The organism is Paraburkholderia metrosideri, assembly GCF_904848625.1.
Taxonomy (GTDB): Bacteria; Pseudomonadota; Gammaproteobacteria; order Burkholderiales; family Burkholderiaceae; genus Paraburkholderia; species Paraburkholderia metrosideri.
This window is the reverse complement of the sequence record NZ_CAJHCP010000008.1, coordinates 399,190-419,927: the sequence shown is the minus strand read 5'-3', so window position 1 is coordinate 419,927 and position 20,738 is coordinate 399,190. Positions and strand designations below refer to the sequence as shown.

The 20,738-nt window shown below is 63.6% G+C and carries 20 protein-coding genes; 9 read left to right on the top strand and 11 right to left on the bottom strand.

Annotation, left to right across the window (positions count from 1 at the left end; translation table 11 throughout):
* Positions 1-2: 2 nt before the first annotated feature.
* Entirely contained in the window at positions 3-665 is a 663-nt protein-coding gene (locus tag LMG28727_RS20325; protein WP_201644085.1) for a response regulator, read from the bottom strand.
* Positions 666-979: 314 nt separating this feature from the next.
* Between LMG28727_RS20325 and dacB the strand changes: the two genes are divergently transcribed.
* The 3 genes from dacB to LMG28727_RS20310 all read left to right on the top strand — a co-directional run bounded on the left by dacB (position 980) and on the right by LMG28727_RS20310 (position 5,165).
* On the top strand, positions 980-2,632 hold the full coding sequence (dacB, locus tag LMG28727_RS20320) for a D-alanyl-D-alanine carboxypeptidase/D-alanyl-D-alanine endopeptidase (protein WP_201644084.1): 1,653 nt from the start codon (positions 980-982) through the stop codon (positions 2,630-2,632).
* A 228-nt stretch (positions 2,633-2,860) separates the two neighbouring features.
* A complete protein-coding gene (locus LMG28727_RS20315; RefSeq protein ID WP_201644083.1) occupies positions 2,861-3,823 on the top strand; it encodes a sterol desaturase family protein in 963 nt (320 codons plus the stop codon).
* 94 nt (positions 3,824-3,917) lie between these two features.
* Positions 3,918-5,165 (top strand): SGNH/GDSL hydrolase family protein, encoded by a 1,248-nt coding sequence (locus LMG28727_RS20310; RefSeq protein WP_201644082.1) that lies wholly within the window; start codon positions 3,918-3,920, stop codon positions 5,163-5,165.
* 233 nt (positions 5,166-5,398) lie between these two features.
* Here LMG28727_RS20310 and LMG28727_RS20305 read toward each other — a convergent pair whose 3' ends face one another.
* The 9 genes from LMG28727_RS20305 to LMG28727_RS20265 form a co-directional block, all read right to left on the bottom strand.
* Positions 5,399-6,448, bottom strand: a complete 1,050-nt coding sequence (locus LMG28727_RS20305; protein ID WP_201644081.1) for an L-threonylcarbamoyladenylate synthase — start codon at positions 6,446-6,448, stop codon at positions 5,399-5,401.
* A 10-nt stretch (positions 6,449-6,458) separates the two neighbouring features.
* Positions 6,459-7,655: a 5-(carboxyamino)imidazole ribonucleotide synthase gene (locus LMG28727_RS20300; protein WP_201644080.1), complete on the bottom strand. Its 1,197-nt coding sequence runs from the start codon at positions 7,653-7,655 to the stop codon at positions 6,459-6,461.
* Positions 7,656-7,752: 97 nt separating this feature from the next.
* Positions 7,753-8,271 carry a 5-(carboxyamino)imidazole ribonucleotide mutase gene (purE, locus tag LMG28727_RS20295; protein ID WP_201644079.1) on the bottom strand — a complete coding sequence of 173 codons (519 nt, stop codon included), beginning with the start codon at positions 8,269-8,271 and terminating at the stop codon, positions 7,753-7,755.
* A gap of 49 nt (positions 8,272-8,320) precedes the next feature.
* Positions 8,321-9,211, bottom strand: coding sequence for a phosphoribosylaminoimidazolesuccinocarboxamide synthase (locus LMG28727_RS20290; protein WP_201644078.1), 891 nt, complete (start codon positions 9,209-9,211; stop codon positions 8,321-8,323).
* Between the two features lie 131 nt (positions 9,212-9,342).
* Complete coding sequence (gene fba, locus LMG28727_RS20285; RefSeq protein ID WP_201644077.1) at positions 9,343-10,407, bottom strand: class II fructose-bisphosphate aldolase; 1,065 nt, start codon at positions 10,405-10,407, stop codon at positions 9,343-9,345.
* A 487-nt stretch (positions 10,408-10,894) separates the two neighbouring features.
* The gene (pyk, locus tag LMG28727_RS20280) at positions 10,895-12,331 is read right to left on the bottom strand and encodes a pyruvate kinase (protein ID WP_201644076.1); all 1,437 of its coding nucleotides are present in this window, start codon (positions 12,329-12,331) and stop codon (positions 10,895-10,897) included.
* A 472-nt stretch (positions 12,332-12,803) separates the two neighbouring features.
* Positions 12,804-13,997, bottom strand: coding sequence for a phosphoglycerate kinase (locus LMG28727_RS20275; RefSeq protein ID WP_201644075.1), 1,194 nt, complete (start codon positions 13,995-13,997; stop codon positions 12,804-12,806).
* A gap of 270 nt (positions 13,998-14,267) precedes the next feature.
* The gene (locus LMG28727_RS20270; protein ID WP_201644074.1) at positions 14,268-14,591 is read right to left on the bottom strand and encodes an AzlD domain-containing protein; all 324 of its coding nucleotides are present in this window, start codon (positions 14,589-14,591) and stop codon (positions 14,268-14,270) included.
* Positions 14,588-15,334, bottom strand: coding sequence for an AzlC family ABC transporter permease (locus LMG28727_RS20265; RefSeq protein ID WP_201644073.1), 747 nt, complete (start codon positions 15,332-15,334; stop codon positions 14,588-14,590). The genes LMG28727_RS20270 and LMG28727_RS20265 overlap by 4 nt, the downstream gene beginning before the upstream one ends.
* Positions 15,335-15,643: 309 nt before the next feature.
* On the opposite strand from LMG28727_RS20265, the gene LMG28727_RS20260 reads away from it, so the two are divergent.
* Entirely contained in the window at positions 15,644-16,567 is a 924-nt protein-coding gene (locus LMG28727_RS20260) for a branched-chain amino acid transaminase (protein ID WP_201644072.1), read from the top strand.
* Between the two features lie 89 nt (positions 16,568-16,656).
* On the top strand, positions 16,657-16,851 hold the full coding sequence (locus tag LMG28727_RS20255; RefSeq protein WP_074765593.1) for a zinc-finger domain-containing protein: 195 nt from the start codon (positions 16,657-16,659) through the stop codon (positions 16,849-16,851).
* A 37-nt stretch (positions 16,852-16,888) separates the two neighbouring features.
* On the opposite strand, the gene LMG28727_RS20250 is transcribed toward LMG28727_RS20255, so the two are convergent.
* Complete coding sequence (locus LMG28727_RS20250; protein WP_201644071.1) at positions 16,889-17,053, bottom strand: hypothetical protein; 165 nt, start codon at positions 17,051-17,053, stop codon at positions 16,889-16,891.
* Between the two features lie 224 nt (positions 17,054-17,277).
* Between LMG28727_RS20250 and waaF the strand changes: the two genes are divergently transcribed.
* The 4 genes from waaF to LMG28727_RS20230 all read left to right on the top strand — a co-directional run bounded on the left by waaF (position 17,278) and on the right by LMG28727_RS20230 (position 20,681).
* Positions 17,278-18,303 (top strand): lipopolysaccharide heptosyltransferase II, encoded by a 1,026-nt coding sequence (gene waaF / locus LMG28727_RS20245; protein ID WP_201644070.1) that lies wholly within the window; start codon positions 17,278-17,280, stop codon positions 18,301-18,303.
* A 205-nt stretch (positions 18,304-18,508) separates the two neighbouring features.
* Positions 18,509-18,955 (top strand): nuclear transport factor 2 family protein, encoded by a 447-nt coding sequence (locus LMG28727_RS20240; RefSeq protein WP_201644069.1) that lies wholly within the window; start codon positions 18,509-18,511, stop codon positions 18,953-18,955.
* A 51-nt stretch (positions 18,956-19,006) separates the two neighbouring features.
* Positions 19,007-20,116, top strand: a complete 1,110-nt coding sequence (locus tag LMG28727_RS20235) for a YheT family hydrolase (protein ID WP_201644068.1) — start codon at positions 19,007-19,009, stop codon at positions 20,114-20,116.
* A complete protein-coding gene (locus LMG28727_RS20230; RefSeq protein WP_201644067.1) occupies positions 20,109-20,681 on the top strand; it encodes a DUF2946 family protein in 573 nt (190 codons plus the stop codon). The genes LMG28727_RS20235 and LMG28727_RS20230 overlap by 8 nt, the downstream gene beginning before the upstream one ends.
* The last annotated feature ends 57 nt before the right edge of the window (positions 20,682-20,738 follow it).

Sequence of the window (20,738 nt, the reverse complement as noted above, 5' to 3'; positions counted from 1 at the left end):
GCTCAGGCGTCCTTTGCGATCATGTAGCCGAGGCCGCGCACATTGCGGATCAGTTCCGCGCCGAGCTTCTTGCGCAGCGCGTGAATATAGACTTCGACGGTATTGCTGCCGATCTCCTCGCCCCACCCGTACATCTTCTCTTCGAGCTGACTTTTCGACAGCACCGCACCAGGCCGTGCGAGCAACGCTTCGAGCAGCGCGAATTCCCGCGCGGACAAGGCGACCGGCGCGCCGTCGAGCGTGACCTGATGCGACGCGGGGTCGAGCGTGAGATTGGCGTGACGAATCGTCGAATCGCTGCGGCCCGACTGACGGCGGATCAGCGCGCGCATCCGGGCGCCGAGTTCGTCGAGATCGAAAGGTTTGACAAGGTAATCGTCGGCGCCGGCATCGAGACCCTTGACGCGGTCGGCCACCGCATCGCGCGCAGTGACGATCAGCACCGGCAGCGCGTGGCCACGTGCGCGCAAGGTGCGCAGCACGTCGAGACCGTCGCGCTTCGGAAGACCGAGATCGAGGAGAACCAGATCGTAAGGTTGGCCGGCCGCCGCGCGGATCGCCGATTCGCCGTCTTCCACCCAGTCGACCGCGAAACCCTCGCCGCGCAACGCCTTGCGCACGCCTTCGGCGATCATCCGGTCGTCTTCGACTAGCAAAATGCGCATGGTTATCCGTTCCGAAACTATTTGATGATGCCGCATTCTAGCGCCCGCCCCCACCCTGCGCGCCGCGCACTGCTTTTTTCACCTCAGCCTGGCGGCATGTCACTACAATGGGCGCTTTGTGTCGCACGATGGCGACTGCGGTCTGTGCGCGCGGCTCGCCCACGCACAATGCATCAAATCGCCGACGCGTTCGCGCAACCGTTCCATGCGACTTTTTGCGCGACGCGACGTCTGGCGAGCGCATCGGCCATGCATCGACACGATCTGGATTAACGCGTGCCCCACGCCCTGAAATTTTGCTTCTTCGCCCGTTCATGACGCACGCTTTCCTGTCTTCTCTCGCACGCCGTCTGGTACTGCGTCCACGCCGCTCTTCTGCCTACGCCCTTCACGCGCCCCACCGTATCACGCCGCGCGCGCTGGCCTGGCTGCTTGCTGGCGCAGCACTCAGCTTGGGCGCGATGCTGCCGCCCGCCGCTCAGGCGCGCGTGAAGGCCACGCATCCGAGCGTCAATGTCACGACGGTGCTGCCGCAGTCGGTCATGATCGGCCTGCAGCGCGCGCATGTGCCGTTGTCGTCGATCAGCGTGGTGGTGGAAAAGGTCGGCGACCGCACGCCACTCCTCGCGTTGAATGCCGGCAAGCCGATGATGCCCGCGTCGACGATGAAGCTCTTCACCACCTACTCCGGCCTGTCGATTCTCGGCCCCGACTACCGCTGGCGCACCAGCGCGTACGCGGACGGCTCGCTCGACGCGAACGGCGTGCTGCACGGCAATCTGTACATTCAGGGCACTGGCGACCCGAAGCTCGTGCCCGAAGAACTGATCGATCTCGTGCAGAAGATTCGCAAGGCCGGCATCAACGGAATCGACGGGGCGCTGGTGCTCGACAAGCGTTACTTCGACCCGTCCACCCGCGACCTGCCGCCGTTCGACGACGACGCCACCGCGCCGTACAACGTTGGCCCTGATCCGCTGCTCTATGCGTTTAAAGCGCTGACGTTCACGCTGACGCCGTCGCCCGATGGCACGGTCGCGGTCGACGTGCTGCCCGCGCTATCGCAGTTGCAGATCGACAACCAGATGCGCGCGGTCAACGGTCCGTGCCGGGGTGACGCGGCCTCCGTTTCGCCGACCGTGACGCCGCAGCCGAACGGCACCGTGGTCGCGTCGTTCAGCGGCGAACTCTCGACACGCTGCGAGCCGCGCACGCTCAATGTGGCCGTGCTCGATCACTCGGCATTCTTCGCCGGTGGTTTCCTCGCACTGTGGCAGCAGACCGGAGGCACCTTCAACGGCACGACGCACGAGGGCGCGGTGCCGTTCGGCGCCAAACTGGTCGCGACGCACGACGGGCCCATGCTGTCCGACATCGTTCACGACATCAACAAGTTCAGCAACAACACGATGGCGCGCAACCTGTTCCTGACGATCGGCGCGACCGAAGAAAAGCCGCCCGCGACACCGGCCAAAGCGGCCCGCGCAGTCGAAGCTTTCCTGCGTCGCGACAGCGTCGACATGGAATATCTGACGCTAGACAACGGCTCGGGTCTGTCGCGCGACGAGCACGTCACCGCGCTGTCGCTCGCCGATCTTTTGCAACGGGCCAACGCGAGCCCGGTCGCGCAGGTGTTCGTGGATTCGCTGCCGATTGCTGGGGTCGACGGCACGATGCGCAATCGCCTGACGTCTCAGGGCGCGGGCGGCAATGCGCACATCAAGACTGGCACGCTGCGCGACGTGCGGGCAATTGCGGGCTATGTGGCATCGGCGGACGGTAACAGTTACGTGGTCGTGAGCCTGATCAACGACCCGCATTCGGAAGCCGCGCGAGCCGCGCACGACGCGTTGCTCGAATGGGTGTACGAAGGCCCGTCGCAAGGCTTCTTCACGAAGGTGGCCGATCCGGTCGAAGAGCCGCGCAGCAAGCCCAGGAAAAACCCGCGTAAGCGCGCGGCCCACTGAGGATTCATTCTAGCGAAGGCGAAGCGCGGCAACGCCCTGAGCGTGTACGCTGTCGGGCAGTGTTTGACATGCGTGTGAAACGTGCGACGAACTTGCAACAAGCGCACGACGCGCAGCACAACACGCAGCACAAGCCGCGTAGCCTGAAGGCATCGCGGCACACTCGAACGACAACGACACCACCCGCTGCGACCCACGCAGCGGTCAGGGACCACGGAGGAAGACACCATGCAATTCGATGCTGAATTGCTGCTGCTCGCCATGGCGCCAGTCTTTCTCGCATGCATCGGCTGGGAGGCGTGGCACCTGCGGCGCACCCGGCCGGGCGCGCAGCTTTATAGCTGGCGCGACACGCTGTGCAACGCCGCGCTCGCACTCATGCAACAAGCCGCCGACAAGCTCGCGTGGCTCGCCATCATTCCCGTCTACGCTTTCTTTTACGAGCACTATCGCGTCCACACATGGCCGGCGACGTGGGTCTCGTTCATCGTGCTGTTCGTCGCGCAAGATCTGCTCTACTACGTGTTCCATCGCTGCAGCCATCGGGTGCGCTGGCTGTGGGCCGCGCACGTCGTGCATCACTCGTCGGAGCGGATGAACTTTTCAACCGCGTTCCGTCAGAGCCTGATGTACCCCATCGCCGGCATGTGGCTGTTCTGGATTCCGCTCGCCGTGCTCGGCTTTGCGCCGAAGCAGATCGTCGCGATCGTGCTGATCAATCTCGGCTTCCAGTTTTTCGTGCATACGCAGGCCATCGGCAAGCTCGGCTGGCTCGAATACGTGCTCAATACGCCGTCGATCCACCGCGTCCATCACGCGCGCAACGACCGTTATATCGACCGCAACTATGCAGGCGTACTGGTGATCTGGGACCGGCTGTTCGGCAGCTATGTCGACGAAGACTCACGCGATGCGCCGGTGTACGGCATCGTCGAACCGCTGCACACGTATAACCCGCTGAAGGCGACATTTCACGAATGGGCGTCGATGGCCGCCGACTTCGCGAGCGTGCACGGCTGGCGCAACAAATGGCGCGCGCTGTTCGCACCGCCTGCATGGGCTGCGGAGTTTCACGCGCATCGCGCTGCAACTGCGCCGCTGTCGAACGACGTGTCGGAGGGCGGCGCGCGCGGGCAATCCGGCATCGGTGAAAACCATACGAGCGCGTTTCAAACGCAGCGCAGACCGTGAAAAATTCTGTAAGCTGCGCTCACGCCGCCGACGCGGTGGACGCAGCCTGCAATATATGGCGCAATGGCCACACATACGAGGAGATGTAGTCAACATGAAGCAAACAGCATCGAAGAAGCAGCAATGGCTGCGCGTCAAACAGATCGCCGTGGCCAGCGCGGCGTTCGCCATGCTTGCAGCTTGCGGCGGTGGCAGCGACAACAATAATTCGAGCAGCAGCACGCCGGCAGGGGGCGTCAAATTGCAGGTGGTGTCGTTCGGTGACAGCCTGTCGGACGTCGGCACGTACGCGCCGGTGATCCAGGCGAGCTTTGGCGGTGGCCGCTTCACGACCAACCCCGGCGAAGTGTGGACGCAGAAGGTTGCCGAATACTATGGCGACACGCTGAGCGCGGCGTACCTCGGCGGCTTCGGCCAGCCGCTGGTCGCAGCAGGCGGCCTCGGCTATGCGCAGGGCGGCTCGGACGTCGTCAATGCGCAAGGCGAAGGTTGGGCGCCGGGCAACGCGGCGGCGACGACCGTGCCGGTCGTGACTCAGGTGCAGAACTACCTAGGCGCGCATACGAGCTTCAATTCGAACCAGCTCGTGCTGATTAACGGCGGCGCGAACGATATTTTCCAGTTTGCTGATACCACCGGGAGTCTGGCCGCCCTCGGCGAAGCGCTGCAGACGCAATACCCGCTGCTCGTGCAGGCCGGCAAATTGCCGAACACGCCGGCCGGTCAGGTGACGTTCATCGCTGGCTATCTGCAGCAGTCTGCCCCGCAACTCGCGCAGGCCGCCGCCGCGCTCGCCGCGCAAATCAATACCATCGTGGCCTCGGGTGCGACTCACGTGGTGGTGTCGACGGTGCCGGACATCGGCAATACACCGCTCGGCGTCGCATCTGAAGCGGCAACGCCTGGCGCGGCTGCGCTGTTGACGGGGGTTACCGCGGCCTATAACGGCATCCTGATCCAGGCCCTGACGGCATACGGCCTGGTGGGAACCGGCAAGGTGATCGTGGCCGATGCGTTCACGTGGATCGATGAGCAGTTGCCGAACTACAAGGCTCTGGGCTTCACGGTGTCCAACACGGGAACGGCATGTAACCTGACCAGCATGGTCGCAAACGCCACGGCTTACGGTACGGCGAATCCGGCGGCGACCAACGGTCTCACCGCGGCCGAGTACGGCTCGCAGTTCGGCTCGTCGTTGTTCTGCTCGCCGCAGACTTACACGGTGGCAGGTGCTGACCAGACTTATATGTTCGCCGATACGGTACACCCGAGCACGCATCTGCATGCGCTGTTCGCGCAATATGTGCAGCAGCAGATTGCTGCGAGCGGTTTGGGCAAGTAACGGAAATACGCGCCTGACAGTGCGCAGTATCTGACGTGTCGAAAAAACGCCCGGTGCTTTTATGCCGGGCGTTTTTTATCGTGATGAATGGCGGGACAGATGCCGCAGAAAGTACGTGGTTTTCAGGTGCCAACAAGCTTGCTAAAGGCAAGCCGCTGACAACTCATTCGTGAAAACTCAGAGCCGGATGCGCGTCAGATTCCGGGCATCGCGCACAAGGCAAATTCACGCCGTCAACCCTGCGCCTCGAAAGCCGCAGCCGCACGCCCCAGCCGATCGTTCACCGCGATCCATTCGATCGTATCCGGCAACTTCTCGATCAGAATCTGCGTGACATTCGCACGATCCAACGCGCGCAGTAGCCCGTACAACTCGCGCGCATAAACATGCGGATCTTCAGGCGCGGCGATGAAATGCACGCCTTCCGCGTCGGCCCAATGACCGGCCCGCGATGCGCGCGCCACCAGCGCCACGCGCTCGCCCGCCTCACGCGCGATCAGCAACGGTTCAAGCGCACCGAACGGCAATAACGCCAATGGCGTGCGCGGCGCGTAATGCGCCTTCAACGTGCCGGAAGCCCGCGGTGCCGTTGCGTCGGAACCGTCGGGCAGGCGCGGCGCTTCGCCGAGCACGTCGGCGATATCTTGCGGCGTCACGCGGCCTGGCCTCAGCAATGCCGGAAAGCCACGCGACAAATCCAGAATGGTCGATTCGATCCCGACGTCCGACGCCCCGCCGTCCAGCACATGAATCGCGCTGCCGAACTCGTCGCGGACATGTTGTGCCGTGGTCGGACTCACATGTCCGAAGCGGTTCGCCGACGGCGCAGCGACACCACCATGCCCGCCACGCAAAGCGCTGAACGCCTCCAGCAGCGCTTGCGCCACCGGATGCGACGGACATCGCAGCCCCACCGAATCCTGGCCGCCGCTGACCGCTGCGGGAATCCGCGCGGCGCGCTTCAGAATCAACGTAAGCGGGCCAGGCCAGAACGCGTCGATCAGACGCTGCGCTTCAGCGGGCAAATGCTCGACCCAATAATTCGGATCGCCCTGCGGCGCCAGATGGACGATGACGGGATGATTCGCCGGCCTGCCCTTCGCCGCGTAAATGCGCGCGACGGCATCTGGGCTTTCGGCGTCGCCGCCGAGTCCGTACACGGTCTCGGTCGGAAATGCGACCAGACCACCCGCGTCGAGCAGTGCCGCCGCGTGCCCGATCTGCGCAGCGCTCACGGGCAATGCGCTCGCGGCGTCTTCAGCGGGTTTCTGTTGATCCGGCATGGTGCTCGCGTCAGCTCGTGATGATGTGCAGAAGCCGCGCGCAGTCACGCCCAGCCGTGCGCGCTTCTTCGAGAGACGCCGCTGTGAAGTTGATATGACCCATCTTGCGGCCACAACGCGCCTCTTCCTTGCCGTACAGATGCAGACGGGCCGCCGGCATCGCAGCAACTTCGTGCCACGGCGGCGTGACCGCGGCGCCCTTCGGGCCGCCCGGGAACCACACGTCGCCGAGAATATTCAGCATGACTGCTGGCGAATGCTGACGCGTATCGCCGAGCGGCATACCGGTCATTGCGCGAACCTGCTGTTCGAACTGGCTGGTCGCGCAGGCGTCGACGGTGTAGTGGCCGGAATTGTGCGGACGCGGCGCCATTTCATTGGCGACCAGTGAACCGTCTTCAAGGATGAAGAACTCGACGCACAGCACGCCCACATAGCCAAGCTTGTCGGCGATTTGCAGCGCGGCCTGTTGGGCTTGCTCGACGAGTGTTGCGCTTGCGTCCGGCGCGGGGACGATGGTGTGCGACAGCACGCCGTCGCGGTGCGTGTTCTGCGCCAGCGGATACACCACCGACGCGCCGCTCGACGCGCGCGCGATCAGCGCCGACACCTCGAACTTCAGCGGCAAGCGCTTTTCCAGCACGCACGCTACACCGGCGAGCGACGCATGTGCCTCGCGCACTTCCTCGGCATTGCGTACGCGGATCTGGCCTTTACCGTCGTAACCCATGCGCGCTGTTTTGAGGATACCTGGCAGCACGGCTTCGAGCGCGGCGTCGTCGAGCGCGGCAAGCGCGTCCGACGACTCGATCACGACGTGCGGTGCCACCGTCACGCCCGACGACGCGATAAAGCGCTTCTCGGCGATGCGGTCCTGAGCGACGGCCACGCAGCGGCCCGCCGGGCTCACGAACGTGGTCTTCGCGAGAAAGTCGAGGCTCGCGGCCGGCACGTTCTCGAATTCGGTCGACACCGCTGCGCACAGCCGCGCGAGTTCGGTCAACGATGCTTCGTCGTCGTAAGCCGCGCGCAGGTGGCGATCGGCGACGGCGCCAGCCGGACTGTTTTCGTCCGGATCGAGCACGGCGACGCGATAGCCCATGGACTGGGCGGCAAAACAGAACATGCGGCCGAGCTGGCCGCCACCAACCATGCCAAGCCATGCGCCGGGCAGAATCGGTGAAACCGGTGTGTTGTCTGGGTTCATCTTAGTGGTCGGTCGCGGCCGGGTGCGCCTCGCGAAAAAGCAGGCACCCGGCTGGGGGTCAGACAGGGGGACGTCTTATATCAATCAGCCCGCGCGATTACAGCGCCGGCAACACCATTGCGTGAGCCGCTTCGTTCTGGCGCACGCGGAACGCCGCCAGCTTTTCCGCGTATTCGTCGCTCGTGCCGCTCAGCAGCGACACCGCGAACAGCGCAGCATTCGCCGCACCGGCTTCGCCGATCGCAAACGTCGCGACCGGCACGCCCTTGGGCATCTGCACGATGGAATGCAGCGAATCGACGCCCTTCAGATACTTGCTCGCGACCGGCACGCCAAGCACCGGCACCGTGGTCTTGGCGGCCAGCATGCCCGGCAGATGCGCCGCGCCGCCAGCACCCGCGATGATCGCGCGAATGCCGCGCTCACGCGCACTTTCAGCATAGGCGAACATCTCGTCGGGCATGCGATGCGCCGACACGACCTTCGCTTCGTACGGCACGCCGAATTCCTGCAAAATCGCCACGGCGTTCTTCATGACTTCCCAGTCGGAACTGGAGCCCATCAGCACGCCGACGACCGGCGCGCCATGCGTATGGGCGGTTTGAGCTTCACTCATCTTACGGCTTCCCTGTTTCTCGAACGGTACTGATACGACCTGCGCGTAATCAGGCGAGCTTGTGACCGGTCAGGCGTTCGAGCGCTTCCTGATACTTCTCGCCCGTCTTCGTGACCACGTCGTCCGGCAGCTTTGGTGCCGGCGGTTCTTTCGCCCACGGCTGGGTTTCGAGCCAGTCGCGCACGAACTGCTTGTCGAACGACGGCGGGTTGGTGCCGACCTGATACTGGTCGGCCGGCCAGAAGCGCGACGAATCGGCGGTCAGCGCTTCGTCCATCAGGTACAGCTTGCCGTGATTGTCCAGACCGAATTCGAACTTCGTGTCTGCAATGATGATGCCGCGGGTTGCCGCGTAGTCCGCCGCTTCCTTGTACAGCTTGATCGAGATGTCGCGGATCGTGGCCGACAGTTCGGTGCCGATGCGGCGCTCCATGTCGTCGTACGTGATGTTTTCGTCGTGGTGGCCCATTTCGGCCTTGGCTGCCGGCGTGAAGATCGGCTCGGGCAGCTTCTGCGCGTTTTGCAGACCCGGCGGCAGTTCGACGCCGCACACCGAACCGGTGGCCTGGTAGTCTTTCCAGCCGCTGCCGGCCAGATACCCGCGCACCACCGCTTCGACCAGAATCGGCTCGAGGCGCTTGACGACCACTGCGCGGCCCTTCACCTGTTCGACTTCGTCGGCCGCGACCACCGACTCGGGCGCGACGCCCGTCAGGTGGTTCGGCACCACGTGCGCGAGTTTGTCGAACCAGAAGTTCGCCATTTCGTTGAGCACGCGACCCTTATTCGGAATCGGCTCGCCCATGATGACGTCGAACGCCGACAGACGGTCGGTCGTGACGATCAGCAACTGGTCGTTGCCCACCGCATAGTTGTCGCGGACTTTACCGCGGCCGAGCAACGGCAGCGAGTGGAGCGTAGATTCGTAGAGGGTAGACATCGTCGTGGTTCGCTAAAAGTGAGGCAAAAAGTGTGACCGGAACAAAAGGGAAACGCCGTTCCCCGGATGATGCGGGAACGGCGATCTAACGACAACCTGGCCGGATGGCCAGGTGCACAGCCTGTTATAGCTTAACGGACGACTTGTGCAAGCTCGCCCGACTTGTACTTCTCCGCAATTTTATCAAGCGAAAGCGGCTTGATCTTGCCAGCCTGGCCTTCGCAGCCGAATTGCATGTAACGGTCGACACAGACCTTCATCGCCGCTTCACGCGCCGGCTTCAGGTAATCGCGCGGATCGAACTTGCCCGGGTTGGTCGCCATGTAGCGGCGGATCGCGCCGGTAATGGCCAGACGCAGGTCGGTGTCGATGTTGACCTTGCGCACGCCGTTACGGATGCCTTCCTGGATTTCCTCGACCGGCACGCCGTAAGTTTCCTTCATGTCGCCGCCGAATTCGCGGATTTCAGCCAGCAGTTCCTGCGGCACCGACGACGAACCGTGCATCACCAAGTGCGTGTTCGGAATGCGCTGGTGAATTTCCTTGATGCGCTGAATGGACAGAATGTCGCCCGTGGGCTTCTTGCTGAACTTGTACGCACCGTGCGACGTGCCGATCGCGATGGCCAAGGCGTCGCACTGCGTCAGCTTGACGAAGTCGGCAGCCTGTTCCGGATCGGTCAGCAGTTGCTCGCGCGTCATCTTGCCTTCCGCGCCGTGGCCGTCTTCCTTGTCGCCCGTCATGGTTTCCAGCGAACCGAGCACGCCCAGTTCGGCTTCCACCGTGATGCCGATCGAGTGCGCCGCCTCAACGACTTTACGCGACACTTCGACGTTGTACTCGTACGATGCTACCGACTTGCCGTCCGCTTCGAGCGAGCCGTCCATCATCACGCTGGTGAAGCCGCTGCGAATCGCCGCCATACAGACCGCCGGCGACTGCCCGTGGTCCTGGTGCATCACGACCGGAATATGCGGATACGACTCGACCGCTGCTTCGATCAGATGACGCAAAAACGCTTCGCCTGCGTACTTACGTGCGCCGGCGGACGCCTGCATGATGACCGGCGCGTTGACCTTGTCGGCCGCCGCCATGATGGCCTGCACCTGCTCCAGATTGTTCACGTTGAATGCCGGAAGGCCATAACCGTTTTCGGCGGCATGGTCCAGCAGTTGACGCATTGATACGAGAGGCATGCTTTAACTCCATAGATTGAAACGAATTCTTGTGCCGTCGGCATCTTTTAGGCGATCTCATCGCGACGCAGACTGCATGCCCGTCACACCATTGCTTAAAGCGTCGAGCGTTCCTGTCGCTTCCAGACGCAATTAAAGCCCGTGTGTCGCCTCTCGCGGCGCATGTCAGTCAGCCATCGCTCAATCAGCCTTGCGCCGATCAGGCAGTTACTCAATTACTCGATTACCCATCGACCAGACCTGGCGCCCTGCATGCTGGCCAGAGGCGGCGCTTTTAACGCCTGCTCTGGTCCCTGCAAAGCACCTGTTCAGATCCCGCGGCACGTGGTCGGCCGGAGTGGGCGCTTCGACACGCCCGCCGGGTTCCACGCAACGCAGTTGACCAGAGCCGGCTTGAACCATCGGCAGGCGTTCGCGCTACCTGCACGCTATTCCCGCCTGTCCAAACCCCTCGCTCCGATCACACGCAACCTGGGTTGCGCCCCGCTCAATACGGCTCGCCGACCCGCACGATTTTCAGCGTGTTGGTGCCGCCGGCCTGACCCATCGGCTCGCCGACCGTCAGCACGACCATGTCACCGTGCGACGCGTAACCCTTCTTCACCACGGTTTCCAACGCCTGTTGCAACGCGGTGTCGCGGTCGGTGTTGGTGTCCAGATGCAGCGAGGTGACGTTGCGATACAGCGCCATGGCCCGCTCGCTGCCGATACGCGGCGTGAGCGCGAAGATCGGTACGTGGGTCCAGTGACGCGACATCCACAATGCGGTCGAACCGGATTCGGTCAATGCGACGATCGCCTTGGCGCCCAGATGGAACGCCGTGAACAGCGCACCCATTGCGATCGACTGGTCGATACGGGTGAACGTGCGGTCGAGGAAATCGCGGTCCAGCTCCGACTGCTCCGACTTCTCGGCTTCGACACAGATGGCCGCCATCGTTTCGATGGTTTGCACCGGGTACTTGCCCGCCGCCGATTCCGCCGACAGCATCACCGCGTCCGTGCCGTCGAGCACCGCGTTCGCGACGTCCGACACTTCGGCGCGGGTCGGCACCGGCGCGTAGATCATCGACTCCATCATCTGGGTCGCGGTGATCACGAACTTGTTCGACTCGCGCGCCATGCGAATCATCCGCTTTTGCAGCGCGGGGACGGCGGCATTGCCCACTTCCACGGCCAGGTCGCCACGCGCAACCATGATGCCGTCCGACGCGTCGAGGATGCCTTGCAGCGCCGGAATCGCTTCCGCGCGCTCGATCTTCGCGATCATCTTCGGCTTGATGCCGAACGGCGCGCCGGCGATGTTCGCCAGTTGCCGGGCCATTTCCATGTCGGTCGCGTTCTTCGGGAACGACACGGCGACGTAGTCGACACCGAGCGACATCGCCGTGCGGATGTCTTCCATGTCTTTCGCGGTCAGCGCGGGCGCCGACAGGCCACCGCCCTGGCGGTTGATACCCTTGTTGTTCGACAGCTCGCCGCCGATCTTCACGACCGTGTGAATTTCGTTGCCGATCACGCGTGCCACGCTCAGCACGATCAGGCCGTCGTTGAGCAACAGCACGTCGCCCGCTTTCAGGTCGCGCGGCAGGTCTTTGTAGTCAAGACCAGCGCGGTGTTCGTTGCCGAGCTCACAGTCGGCGTCGAGGACAAAAGGCTCGCCGGTAACGAGCATCACCTTGCCGTTTTCAAATTTGCCGACCCGGATTTTCGGGCCCTGCAGGTCCGCCATGATGGCGACTTCGCGGCCGGCCTGACGGGCCGCCTCGCGCACGAACTCGGCGCGCTGGCGGTGGTCGTCGGCGGTGCCGTGCGAGAAATTGAGCCGCACCACGTCCAACCCTGCCTGAATCATTTGCAGCAGGATTTCCGGCGTGCTGGAAGCCGGTCCGATGGTAGCGACAATCTTGGTGGCGCGATGCATGAGTCTCCTCGTCTGGATGGGATCGCTGGGAAAAGCGCTGCGAGTCGGATGCGGAGGCTGCGCACCGAAAGATGCTGCCGGGGGTTGCGCGCCGGTTGAAACCAGCGTCGCTTTATTGGAAAAGGCGGTGTTCGAGACCAGCACGGGAGGTGCCGGTGGAGGGATGATCTCTGCGTGTTCGTCGGGGAGTTCAGCCTGCGACGGCGCGTTTTGCGACGGCGCGTTTTGCGACGGCGCCTCTTGCGCAACATTGTCAGCGGACGATTCCGCTGCTTCGTCGAGTGTGGCCGTGGTCAACTCCGCGAGTGCGAGAGACGAGCCGGATTGTTCTGTTTCAACAGACGCTGCAGACGCCGCCGGAGTGGCGGCGGAGCGCACTGCACGCTCCCCTGCCGTCGTTGCTGCGGTACCGCGCGCCGGTTTGACGCCGCGGGCTTTGGCAGACTTGGTCGAAGGGGAGCGCGTCGTCACGTTAAGCCCGCGATTCCAGGATTTCGACAGCCGGCAGCTTCTTGCCTTCGAGGAACTCGAGGAAGGCGCCGCCGCCCGTCGAGATGTAACTGATTTTTTCCTGGATGCCGTACTTGGCGATGGCCGCGAGCGTGTCGCCGCCGCCTGCAATCGAGAACGCGCCCGACTTGGCGATTGCGTCAGCCAGCGTCTTCGTGCCGTTGCCGAACTGGTCGAATTCGAACACACCGACCGGGCCGTTCCACACGATCGTGCCGGCCTTTTCGAGTTGCGACGCGAGCGTCTTCGCGGTTTCCGGTCCGATGTCGAGGATCATGTCGTCGTCTTGAACATCGGCGACGGCCTTGATTTCGGCCTTCGCGTTGGGCGAAAACTCTTTGGCGGTGACCACATCGACCGGGATCGGCACCGATGCGCCACGGGCTTTGGCGGCTTCGATGATCGCTTTGGCTTCTTCAAGCAGATCGGCTTCGGCCAGCGACTTGCCGATCTTCAGGCCAGCGGCCAGCATGAACGTATTGGCAATCCCGCCGCCGACGATCAGCTGATCGACCTTGTCGGCCAGCGACTTCAGAATGGTCAGTTTGGTCGACACCTTCGAGCCGGCGACGATCGCCACCAGCGGACGCTTCGGTGCGCCGAGCGCCTTGCCGAGCGCTTCGAGTTCAGCCGCGAGCAGCGGGCCGGCACAGGCAACCGGCGCGTACTTCGCGATGCCGTGGGTGGTGGCTTCTGCGCGGTGCGCGGTGCCGAACGCGTCGTTCACATAGATATCGCAAAGCTTCGCCATTTTCTGCGCGAGCTCGTCGGAATCTTTCTTTTCGCCCTTGTTGACGCGGCAGTTTTCCAGCAGCACGACCGAGCCCGGCGCGACGTTCACGCCGTTTTCAACCCAGTTGGCGACCAGCGGCACGTCGCGGCCGAGCAACTCGGCGAGGCGCTTCGCGACCGGCGCGAGCGAGTCTTCCGGCTTGAAATCGCCCTCGGTCGGACGACCCAGATGCGACGTGACCATCACGGCCGCGCCGGCGTCGAGCGCTGCCTTGATAGCCGGCACGGAGGCGCGGATACGGGTGTCTTCGGTAATGTTGCCTTGATCGTCCTGCGGCACGTTCAGATCGGCGCGGATAAACACGCGTTTGCCGGACAACTTGCCTTCGGCGATCAGATCGGAGAGACGCAATACCTTGTTCATGGGCGTGTGTGTGCGAGTTGATGAGAAGGCGGTGACGGGCGACGCGCGCGCTTCAAGCGCGGCAGACTCCAGCGCTTTTGCACAGCAGCGGCTCCACAGGATCGGGCGCGGGCGGCATGGCCGCGGTTCTCGCGCCTTGCACCGGCGCGCTCAAACCCGAAAACGAGCATTTTAACCGATCCACACTGCCTTCTGACCCGCAACTGGGCGAATGACGCGTATTTGAAGATAAGCGTTGCGTGGTGCAACGCAACATTTTCAGTCATCCAATTACATGAAGACGCGCAACAGAGTGAACACGACCATTCCGGTGACAATCGTGCCGAGCATGCTGCGACGCCACAAAAACCACCCGAGACCGGCCAGGGTTGCGTAAAACTCGTGATTGGATGGCGCGAACGACAGGCCGCCGGGTGTCGCCAGCACGTCGGGCAACACCACGGCGGCCAGCGCCGCAGCCGGAGCGTAGCGCAGCATCCGTTGCACACGGGCCGGCAAAACCGTGCGCTCGCCGCCGATTAGAAACATCGCGCGTGTCAAAGCGGTGACGAAGGTCATGCCAAAAATGGCGAGCCAGATTTGCGCGGATGTCACCGGGAGTCTCCTGTACTGTTGCGGATGCGGCGCAGATCGGCGCGCTCGACCATCAGGTCGGCGGCGCTGCCGGCCACGATGGCCGCGATCACCGCGAGCGGCAGTGCGAGCCGGTACGGCAGGTCGAAAGCGAGCAGAGAAACGATGCCGGCGATGGCGACCGCCACCAGCGTGGAGCGCGTGGCGATCGCCGACACCATGATGGGCAGCAAGGCCAACGTGCCCGCCAGCGCGAGTCCCCAGTTATCGGGGATCAGGCTCGCCAGCAGAATGCCGGCAATCGACGACACCTGCCACGACAACCAGCTCGACAGCGCCATGCCCCAGTAATAGGCCTCCTTGCCCGGCACGTAGCCCGGCTCGAAGCTCTTTTTCTGGAATAGCAGATAGATGACGTCGCCGTTGAAATAGCCGAGCACGATGCGCCGCCACATCGACAGATAGGAGAAGTGTGGCGCAAGGCCGACGCTGAAAATGACGAAGCGGGTATTGACCATGGCTGCGGTGAGCAGCACGGTCCAGACCGGCAGCTTCGCGGCGAGAAGCGGCAAAACCGCCAGTTGCGACGAACCGGCGTAGCACAGCAGCGACATGACGAGTGACTGCGGCAGCGTGAGCACGGACTTGCTCATCGCGATACCGGTGACCAGCCCCCAGGAGAAAATCGCCATCAGCGTGGGCGAGTAATCGCGTGCGCCTTCAAGAAATGCACGGCGATTGAGGTCTGACAGACGAGCAGGCATCAGGCGTAGTGCGCACGCGCAAGGGCGCGGCAAAGAAGGAAGGTCGACGCCAGGAAAGTCGTGCACCCGCTGGCGCATCCGGATTTGATTGAAGCGTGCGCCGGATTATAGCGTCGGGTATGCGGCCAAATGCCCGTTCTGTGTGCAAAAGACGCTAAAATAACGCTCTTGATTAGGCCCCGAAGAAAGTCCCCGTTGGGCAGCACGCCTCGCGGGAAACCGACGGGCCACCCCGGTTTTCTTGCTCCACGGGGAACCTGCGCGCAGCGCCAGGTCTGGGGCACTCATAACGCACTGCTGGAGAATCGTATGTCAATGGCCGACCGCGACGGCAAGATCTGGATGGATGGCAAGCTCATCGACTGGCGCGATGCCAAGATCCACGTGCTCACTCACACGCTGCACTACGGCATGGGCGTTTTTGAAGGCGTCCGCGCTTACAAGACGGCCGACGGCGGCACCGCGATCTTCCGTCTGCAGGAGCACACCAAGCGTCTGCTGAACTCGGCCAAGATTTTCCAGATGGACGTGCCGTTCGACCACGAAACGCTGGCGGCCGCGCAATGCGAAGTGGTCCGCGAAAACAAGCTCGAATCGTGCTACCTGCGCCCGATCATCTGGGTCGGATCGGAAAAGCTCGGCGTGTCGGCCAAGGGCAACACGATTCACGTGGCGATCGCCGCGTGGCCGTGGGGCGCTTACCTCGGTGAAGACGGCATCGCCAAGGGCATTCGCGTGAAAACGTCGTCGTTCACGCGCCATCATGTGAACGTGTCGATGGTCCGCGCGAAGGCGTCGGGCTGGTACGTGAACTCGATCCTGGCCAATCAGGAAGCGATCGCCGACGGCTACGACGAAGCGCTGCTGCTCGACGTCGACGGCTACGTGTCGGAAGGCTCGGGCGAAAACTTCTTCCTCGTGAACAACGGCAAGCTGTACACGCCCGACCTGTCGTCGTGCCTCGACGGCATCACGCGCGATACGGTCATCACGCTGGCCCGCGACGCGGGCATCCAGGTGATCGAAAAGCGCATCACGCGCGACGAGGTTTATACCTGCGACGAAGCGTTCTTCACCGGCACCGCCGCCGAAGTCACGCCGATCCGCGAGCTCGACAACCGCACCATCGGCTCGGGCTCGCGCGGTCCGATCACCGAGAAGCTGCAGTCGGGCTTCTTCGACATCGTGAACGGCAAGAGCGACAAGTACGCGCACTGGCTCACCAAGATCTAACGCGCGCTGCGCTGGTTTCTCCGCCCGGCCCCCATGGCCGGGGCGAGTCCCGGCGCAACGCCCGCACCCTGCATACAACGAGAAAGTCCATGAGCGAAATCAAGGAAATGCCGCTGGTTGAACTGTCGGCAAAAGACCTTCCGGCCTACTGCCCGAACCCGAACATGCCGCGTTGGAGCGCGCATCCGCGCGTCTTTATCGACGTCACGCATGGCGAGGCGAAGTGCCCGTATTGCAGCACGCGTTACAAACTGCGCGACGGCGAAGTGGTCCGGGGTCATTGAACCCGGCACATTGAGCGTTGTTCAATGAGCGTTGTTGTTAGCGGCGCTGCTTGCTGAGCTTCCGGCCTTTGGCCTCGATTTGAAGTGCGTTTGTCGACAGGGCGGCGGTTTGCGCGGGATCGAGCGGAACGATGTTGAGGTCGACATCGATTCGGCGGCTTGCGCCGTCGCCATCGGTTGCGTTGCGTCGTTCGTTGCCCATTCAGCTCCAGACGAAGCCGCCTCAGTCATGCAACGACCAGCAGCCACGCAAACGCGACAACACGCTCAACGGCAAGCGCGACATAGCAGCAAAACCGCCGTCGCGGCGCATCCGGCGTGGCCGGAATCGCGCTACGCAGCGAGCGGTTTTTCCCCTTTTACCTATCCGAGCGCCACGCGCACTGCGCGCGCGGCGTTTCGTTTCGACACCGGACACTCACTCTGATGCGTCGCGCGTTGGTTATCGCACCGAACTGGATCGGTGACGCATTGATGGCGCAGCCGCTGTTTGCGCGCCTCGTGAAATTGCATCCGCGCATCGTCATCGACGCGGTCGCGCCCTCGTGGGTCGCGCCCGTGCTCGAACGCATGCCGGAAATCCGCGACGTCTACGCCACCGACCTCGCGCACGGCAAGCTGCAAATGCTGCGCCGCTGGCAACTGTCGAGCGACTTGCGCGACGTCGGCTACGACGCAGCGTACGTGTTGCCGAACTCGCTCAAATCGGCACTGATTCCGTGGATGGCGGGTATTCCGCTGCGCATCGGCTATACCGGCGAAAGCCGCTACGGCCTGCTGAACGTGCGTCACGCGAATCCGCGCAAGGACGAGCGTCCACCGATGGTCGGCCATTACGCGGCCCTCGCGTACGCGCCGGGCGCGAAGCTTCCCGACGACCTGCCAATGCCGCGGCTCGATGCAGACCTGAACGAAGCGTCGCGCGTGTCGACCCGCTTCAATCTGGACACGCGCGTGCCGCTGCTGGTGTTCTGTCCCGGCGCCGAGTACGGGCCGGCCAAACGCTGGCCGCCCGAGCACTTCGCGGCGCTCGCGCAGATGGTCGGCCAGTCGTTCCCGTACACGCAGATCATCGCGCTCGGTTCGCCGAAAGATTCGCCGCTTGCACAGGCCATCGCCGAAAAAGCGCCGAACGTGCGCAATCTGTGCGGGCAAACCGCGCTGGGCGAGGCTTGCGCGCTGATCTCGCGAGCCAATGCCGTGGTCACGAACGACTCAGGCCTGATGCACGTGGCTGCCGCGCTGCGCCGTCCGCTGGTGGCCGTGTACGGTTCGACCGATCCGCGCCACACCCCGCCCTTGTCGGAGCTTGCGAAGGTACAATGGCTTCATCTCGAATGCAGCCCCTGTTTTGAGCGCGAGTGTCCGCTCGGTCATCTGAACTGCCTCAAGCAATTGAGCGCCGAACAGGTATTCGGCGATTTGCGTGGCATGCTGCTCGCGCAACGCTGAGCCGACCGGTAGACCGATCGACCGTTAGATCGTTAGACCGACATTCGCTGCTTGCAGTACCGCACGCCCCTCAAGCGCGTCGCGTCATGTTCGTGCCTCACGGTGCGACCATGCTGGCGCCAGGGGGCGACAAGTCCGGTTCATCGGACTGTCCCGCTGACCGCTGCCCCGCAACCGCGCGCCGCGCACAAGAGACTGACGAGCCATGCCACGTTTTGCCCATATCTTCGAAGCCGCCGCCGATACCCTGAACGCCTACTATCAGGCCGTCGCCGAGGTCAATATCGACAGCTTGATGGGCCTGTGGATCGACGAAGAGTTCGTTAGCTGCATCTGCGCCGACGGCTCCCACCTGCACGGCCTGGACAGTATTCGCGCCGGCTTGCAGATCCAGCTCGAAGCCGCGCCAGTTTCGATCGAACCGCTCGATATTCGCGTGTACGACAGTCTCGGCACCGTGGTCTATGCGATTGCCGAAGCGCATCGTCCGGCCGACCCGAAAGCCATGCCCAACATGGTGTTCACGACCTACGTGATGGTCCACGAACGCGGCGAGTGGCGTATCGCGCACATTCACGCGAGTCCGATGCCGAACGAGGCCGCCAGCCAGTTCGCCACGAAGATGCGGCATGGCCAGGGCTCGTTGCATTGACGCAGGCCGGCGCTCCCGGTTTGCGTTGTTATTTTTTGCCCTCACGCCGGCATGAGTTCGACGCCCAATAAACCTCTTTCCTCCGACCCCGCCGGCACCGCCCGCGCCGCGGCCGAGGCTGCCGTCGAGGCAACGGTCGAGCTGCTGTACCGCGCGCCGCTCTGGCTGCCGAACCGGCATGTGCAGACCATTGTCCCGTCGTTGTTCGCGCGCCGCCCTTCGGTGTCGTTTCGCCGCGAACGCTGGGACACGCCTGACGGCGATTTCATCGATCTCGACTGGGTCGTGCATGGCGGCCACGCTGAAGCCACGTCGCTCGCGCCCGGTGTCGCCGCGACGCGTCAGATGCCTGCGCCAGATGCCCCTCTATTCGTGCTGTTTCACGGCCTCGAAGGCAGTTCGGCGTCGCACTACGCTGCGTCGCTGATGTCGGCCGCGCATCAGTACGGCTGGCACGGCGTCGTCCCGCACTTTCGCAGTTGCAGCGGATCGTTGAACCGCTTGCCGCGCTTCTACCATCTGGCCGACAGCGCCGAAGTCGATTGGGTGCTGCGACGCTTGCGCGCTGCGCATCGCGGGCCGATCGTCGCGGCGGGCGTGTCGCTCGGCGGCAATGTGCTGCTGCGCTGGCTCGGCGAGCAGCGTGGCGAGGCCGCGTCGGTGGTGTCGGCGGCTGCGGCGATTTCAACGCCGATCGACGTGCAGGCGGGTGGCCGGGCCTTGTCGCAAGGTTTCGGCCTCGTCTACACGCGCAGTTTCCTGAAGACGCTCAAGCGTAAGGCCGAGCAGAAGCTGGTCCAGTTTCCCGGCCTGTTCGACCGCAATGCGATGCTGGCGAGCCGCACGATGTATGAATTCGACAACGTAGTGACCGCCCCGCTGCATGGCTTTCGCGATACCGACGAGTACTGGAGCACGGCGACCACCCGCCCGCTGCTGCCGCATATCGAAGTACCGACGCTGGTGCTGAACGCGCGCAATGATCCGTTCCTGCCGGCCGAGTCGTTGCCGTCGCGGCACGAGGTGTCGGCGGCGGTGGAACTTGATCAACCCGAACACGGCGGTCACGCTGGCTTTATGACGGGGCCGTTTCCGGGCCGGATCGACTGGCTTTCGCGGCGCGTGTTCGGCTATCTGGAGCGGCAAATTCATCATGGATGATATCGTCAGGCAGGCCTTGGCCAAGTGGCCGAACGTTCCCAGTTGCACCGGCTGGCTGATGCTGGACCGGCGCGGCAACTGGCGTATGCGTGACGAAGCCGCTCAGGCGAGCGGTTCACCGGGCACGGCGATCCGGCATGACGCGTTGCTGGGATTCATCAACCGGAACTACGGCGCCGACGAGCGCGGGCAGTGGTATTTCCAGAACGGCCCGCAGCGGGTCTATGTCGAGTTGGGGTACACCCCGTGGGTGGTGCGTTTGTCGGTCGATGCGAGTGGCGCGCTCGTGTTGCAGGACCAGGCTGGCGGCGTGTTCGAGCCAGCCGAGGTGTTCGTCGATGAAGAAGGCGGGATTGTGTTTCGCGATACTCAGACACCCGCCAGAATCGCCGTATTGCACGATCACGATCTGGACATCTTCTCCGAGCACGCTGCGCTGGCAGACGACTCGTTGAGCGGCGAATTTCACTGGAACAACGGGACCGGCCTGTCGCTGCAACCCGTGCGTCGCGCCGATGTCGCTGCGCGGTTCGGGTTTGTATCGAGCCCGGCCGCGCTTGCGTAAGGGCTTATCTGCGCGCTCTGCGGCACCGGCACCGGCATTGGCATCTGCACGGTGCGC